Genomic DNA, 5,064 nt, shown 5'->3' on the forward strand with positions numbered 1-5,064 from the left:
GTTAAGCACACGGCACCGGTCTCAGGCGGAGACTAAGCTGTATATTCATGAGCACGGCTTCCGGCTACGACTTTACATTTTCGCAGCGGAGGATGCTCTTGGTATGCTGCGCGCAGCGTGCCAAGTGCATCAGCAAAGAGGCAGGATGATGTAGGGACGGCGAAGGGGGCGTGCGTACACGTGAACGTTACCAAGATGTGTCTACCCCCTTGCATCCCGTCCCTTCGCTCGCAGTCGAGGAATACCTCCGATCAACCGATACCCCCCCAACCGGTGAAATTTCGCGCATCTTTCCCCTAAAAACCATGTTGCAGCGCAACTGGCCTCCCGCATGTGCTAAACTTTTGGGGTTTAAGCAGCGCCGCATGAGCGGTTGTTGCCGTAGAAGCTGCGGCAACGTGCACGACGTGCACACCGGCTGCAACTATTTACGCCGCATTTTCGGCATTGGTCTTGTCTTCATGCCCCTGTCTTCTCCCGTCCCTCGCGCACTACGGCATACGCGCGCCATCGAAATCGAAGCGTTCGCGCGCGACGATGGCCTGTGGGATCTCGACGCCCGTATCACTGACGTCAAGGTCCGCGACGTCACCCTGGCGTCCGGCGTACGCAGCGGCGGCACCTTCCTGCACAAGCTGCACCTGCGCATCACCATCAACCGCGAACTGACCATTGTCGATGCCGAAGCCGCGTCCGATGCCGTTCCGTACCCTGGCTATTGCGATACCATAGCGCCTGCTTACAAAAAATTGATCGGCCTGTCCTTGATGAAGGGCTTTCGCCTTGGCATCAAAGAGCGGCTGTCCGGCGTGCTGGGCTGCACCCACCTGAGCGAACTGGCGCAGATCCTGCCGACCGCGGCGATCCAGGCCTACGCCAACGACGTGATCCAGACCCGCGACGGGGCTGGCCACGACCCCTTGCCGGACAAGCCGTTCCAGATCGATAAATGCCATGCCCTGCGTGCCGAGGGTCCTGCCGTCGCGGTGTACTATCCGCGCTGGGTGGCGAAAGTTGTACCGGGTTAGCAGCGCTTTCCCGTTTTTTCTCGCATTTCAACCGTATTTTCTACAAATCAGTATCAGAAGAAGGGAAGCCAGCATGAAAATCCATGAGTATCAAGGCAAAGAAATCCTCCGGCAGTATGGAGTGACGGTACCGCGCGGCATTCCGTGCTTGTCCGTGGAAGAGGCTGTTAAAGCAGCCGAGACGCTCGGCGGTCCGGTCTGGGTAGTCAAGGCACAGATCCATGCTGGCGGTCGCGGCAAGGGCGGCGGCGTGAAAGTCGCCAAGTCGCTGGAACAGGTCAAGGAATATGCAGAGCAGATCCTGGGCATGCAGCTGATCACGCACCAGACCAGCCCGGAAGGCCAGAAAGTACGCCGCCTGCTGATCGAAGAAGGCGCGGACATCAAGAAAGAACTGTACGTGTCGATGGTTACCGACCGCGTCAGCCAGCGCGTGGTCCTGATGGCCTCCTCCGAAGGCGGCATGGACATCGAAGAAGTTGCACACTCGAACCCTGAAAAAATCCACCAGATCGCGATCGACCCATCGGTCGGCCTGACCGACGCTGAAGCGGACGAGATTTCGGCCAAGATCGGCGTGCCGCCTGAATCGATCGCCGACGCCCGCGTTCAGCTGCAGGGCCTGTACAAAGCCTACTGGGAAACCGACGCTTCGCTGGCGGAAATCAACCCGCTGATCCTGACCGGCTCCGGCAAGGTCATCGCGCTCGACGCCAAATTCAATTTTGACTCGAACGCCCTCTATCGCCAGCCGAACATCGTCGCTTACCGCGACCTGGATGAAGAAGACGCGGCCGAAGTCGAAGCATCGAAGTTCGACCTGGCTTACATCTCGCTCGACGGCAACATCGGCTGCCTGGTGAACGGCGCCGGCCTGGCCATGGCCACCATGGACACCATCAAGCTGTTCGGTGGCGAGCCGGCCAACTTCCTCGACGTGGGCGGTGGCGCCACGGCCGAAAAAGTGACCGAAGCGTTCAAGATCATGTTGAAGAATCCAGGCCTGAAAGCCATCCTGGTCAACATTTTCGGCGGCATCATGCGCTGCGACGTGATCGCCGAAGGCGTGATCACCGCATCGAAGGCCGTTTCCCTGACCGTGCCGCTGGTTGTGCGCATGAAGGGCACCAACGAAGACATCGGCAAGAAGATGCTGGCCGAGTCCGGCCTGCCGATCATCGCCGCCGATACGATGGAAGACGCAGCCAAGGCCGTGGTAGCGGCTGCTGCTGCTCATAAAGCCTAATCCGGCCTAATTCGAAGGAACAAACATGTCGATTCTGATCAATAAAGATACAAAAGTAGTCACCCAGGGGATTACCGGCAAGACCGGTCAATTCCACACCCGCATGTGCCGCGATTACGCGAATGGCAAGGAATGCTTCGTTGCCGGCGTGAACCCGAAGAAGGCCGGCGAAGATTTCGAAGGCATTCCTATTTTCGCTAACGTGGCAGAAGCGAAAAAAGAAACCGGCGCCAACGTGTCGGTCATCTACGTGCCGCCGGCAGGCGCCGCCGCCGCGATCTGGGAAGCCGTCGAAGCTGAACTCGACCTGGCAATCTGCATCACCGAAGGCATTCCTGTCCGTGACATGATGGCGCTCAAGGACCGCATGGCCAAGGCCGGTTCCAAGACCCTGCTGCTGGGCCCGAACTGCCCAGGCCTGATCACCCCAGACGAAATCAAGATCGGCATCATGCCAGGTCACATCCACCGCAAGGGCCGCATCGGCGTGGTCTCGCGTTCGGGCACGTTGACGTACGAAGCAGTCGGCCAGCTGACCGCATTGGGCCTGGGCCAATCGTCGGCAGTGGGCATCGGCGGCGACCCGATCAACGGTCTGAAGCACATCGACGTCATGAAGATGTTCAACGACGATCCTGATACCGACGCGGTCATCATGATCGGCGAAATCGGCGGTCCGGACGAAGGCAATGCGGCTTACTGGATCAAAGACAACATGAAAAAGCCCGTGGTTTGCTTCATCGCTGGCGTGACCGCTCCTCCGGGCAAGCGCATGGGCCATGCGGGCGCACTGATTTCCGGTGGCGCCGATACGGCACAAGCCAAGCTGGACATCATGGAAGCCTGCGGTATTAAAGCCACCAAAAACCCGTCGGAAATGGCGCGTTTGCTGAAAGCCATGCTGTAATTTGTAAGCAAGGCCAAAGGTAGTGAATAATGACGGGGAGCGCAGGCTCCCCGTTCTCGTTGGCGGGTCACCCCCACGGAGGGCAAGAGTGGCGAAAATTATCATATCGCGCGATCACGCGGTGATACGAGAGGTCGAGCTCGACAAGGACCGGATGACGCTCGGGCGCAGGCCCGACAGCGATATCGTGCTCCCGCATCCAGCCATGAGCGGCGCCCATGCGGCGTTCACGTTCATCATGGACGATGTGTTCCTGGAAGACCTGGGCAGCACCAATGGCACCTATGTGAACGGCAGGCGCGTGGCCAAGCATATGCTGGAGGACCACGACACCATCGTCGTGGCGCGCTTCCAGCTCGAATTCATGGCCGGACCGCGGCGCGCGCCACCCGCAGTGCATACCGTTGAGGCATCCATGCTCGGGTCGATCGAGGTCAAGACCGGACCAAATGCCGGCAAGCGGCTGGCGTTGACCAAGCCCCTGTCGACCCTGGGTAAGCCAGGCGTGCAGGTGGTCGCCATCACGCGTCAGAACGGCGCCTATTATCTGACCCATGTGGACGGCAGCTTGGCGCCACTGATCAATGGCGTGGCGCCGGGCAAAACCCCGCGCCGCTTGCAGCACGGCGATGCGATCGAGCTGGCGGGGGCCGATATGGTGTTTTGCCTGACGCCGGAGTAGGCGCTTTTTTCCATTTCCCTTTTTGCTCCTGAAGTTGCAACATGGCAAAAAGTGTCGCTCCTGGCTGACAATTTTTGTACTCCCGGCAGCACAAGCTGACGCTTTCTTGCACAATCGGGGTATCGACACGCCAAATACGGCGAAATACGCTGGCACGGCGATTGCAATATCCTCAGAATGGTTAACGCGCGGCAATTGTGTCTGCAATGAGGGAATATGATGAAATCGACGAGCAAGCGGAAATATGTTCAGGCTGGCTTTACGCTGATCGAATTGATGATCGTTGTGGCCATTATCGGTATCCTGGCCAGCGTCGCGCTGCCGGCGTATCAAAACTATATTGCCAAGTCGCAAGCGATGACGGGCTTGGCAGAAATTACCGCTGGAAAGGTTATCGTCGAAACGAAGATGGCAGAAGGTGTCGACGCGGCCATTACGGATCCGGAGTCGATCGGGATGCACTCAACCACGCAGCGCTGCGCGGTGACCGTGTCGCTGGAGCCGTCGGGCGCGACCACGCTTGAGTGTGTACTAAAAGGCAATACCCAAATTGCTGGTTTCGTGATCACGCTGACCAGAAGCCCGACCGGCGGTCCTGGTGGCAACATCTGGACGTGCAGCTCGACGCTGAATGTCAACGTCAAGCCAAAAGAATGCACGTGATTCATCTTTGATTCAGCCGGGCCCCTTGATCCAGGGGGCTTTTGCATTTCTGAGTCGTTGCCGCATCTGCTTCCCGCCGTACTTTGCTGTTCCTCTTGATGACCCCTGCTCGTCCACAGGGCTACCCCTGCCGTATTTACCGCCTTTGCGTGTCACCCTTCCCGCATCCATGTTGAATCGCTTCCCTTTTGGTCTTGGTAGGATCAGATGCTGCCCGGGACATGCGCTTCATCCCGCAATGTGAACTGTGATCCGCCTCCGCATTCTCAGCTGGTCATTCGGGCGGCCATGCATTATTTCAGTGGAAGCGTATCGGGAAGCGCTGTTGTTGCCGCCAGCACGTCTACCATCGTACTTTTTCCTTAAAAAACCGGCCAAAACGTGCCAGATGACAAAAAATGGCATGTCAAATTGACAAAACCTGTCAGTCATACGTCAAAAATTTGTCAAATTTACATTGTTAATCTTGAAATACGGTGGTGTTGTGTCAAAAAGCAGACCTGGCACGGCGCTTGCATATACCCAAGTACGGTTCACA

The 5,064-nt window shown here is 58.0% G+C and carries 5 protein-coding genes; all 5 read left to right on the top strand.

Annotated elements, in window-relative coordinates; translation table 11 throughout:
* The first annotated feature begins 461 nt into the window (after positions 1 to 461).
* The 5 genes from PO883_RS33685 to PO883_RS33705 all read left to right on the top strand — a co-directional run bounded on the left by PO883_RS33685 (position 462) and on the right by PO883_RS33705 (position 4,526).
* Positions 462 to 1,028: a DUF2889 domain-containing protein gene (locus tag PO883_RS33685; protein ID WP_289313678.1), complete on the top strand. Its 567-nt coding sequence runs from the start codon at positions 462 to 464 to the stop codon at positions 1,026 to 1,028.
* A 73-nt stretch (positions 1,029 to 1,101) separates the two neighbouring features.
* Complete coding sequence (gene sucC / locus PO883_RS33690; protein ID WP_167094382.1) at positions 1,102 to 2,274, top strand: ADP-forming succinate--CoA ligase subunit beta; 1,173 nt, start codon at positions 1,102 to 1,104, stop codon at positions 2,272 to 2,274.
* 25 nt (positions 2,275 to 2,299) lie between these two features.
* Entirely contained in the window at positions 2,300 to 3,181 is an 882-nt protein-coding gene (gene sucD / locus PO883_RS33695; RefSeq protein ID WP_166894617.1) for a succinate--CoA ligase subunit alpha, read from the top strand.
* An 88-nt stretch (positions 3,182 to 3,269) separates the two neighbouring features.
* Positions 3,270 to 3,863: an FHA domain-containing protein gene (locus PO883_RS33700; RefSeq protein WP_289313679.1), complete on the top strand. Its 594-nt coding sequence runs from the start codon at positions 3,270 to 3,272 to the stop codon at positions 3,861 to 3,863.
* Positions 3,864 to 4,079: 216 nt separating this feature from the next.
* A complete protein-coding gene (locus PO883_RS33705; RefSeq protein ID WP_289313680.1) occupies positions 4,080 to 4,526 on the top strand; it encodes a pilin in 447 nt (148 codons plus the stop codon).
* The last annotated feature ends 538 nt before the right edge of the window (positions 4,527 to 5,064 follow it).

Source organism: Massilia sp. DJPM01, assembly GCF_030348125.1.
Lineage (GTDB): Bacteria > Pseudomonadota > Gammaproteobacteria > Burkholderiales > Burkholderiaceae_D > Telluria_A > Telluria_A frigida.

Coding starts and splice junctions, on each gene's coding strand:
- PO883_RS33685 (WP_289313678.1), top strand. CDS start 462: ATGCCCCTGTCTTCTCCCGTCCCTCGCGCACTACGGCATACGCGCGCC.
- sucC (WP_167094382.1), top strand. CDS start 1,102: ATGAAAATCCATGAGTATCAAGGCAAAGAAATCCTCCGGCAGTATGGA.
- sucD (WP_166894617.1), top strand. CDS start 2,300: ATGTCGATTCTGATCAATAAAGATACAAAAGTAGTCACCCAGGGGATT.
- PO883_RS33705 (WP_289313680.1), top strand. CDS start 4,080: ATGATGAAATCGACGAGCAAGCGGAAATATGTTCAGGCTGGCTTTACG.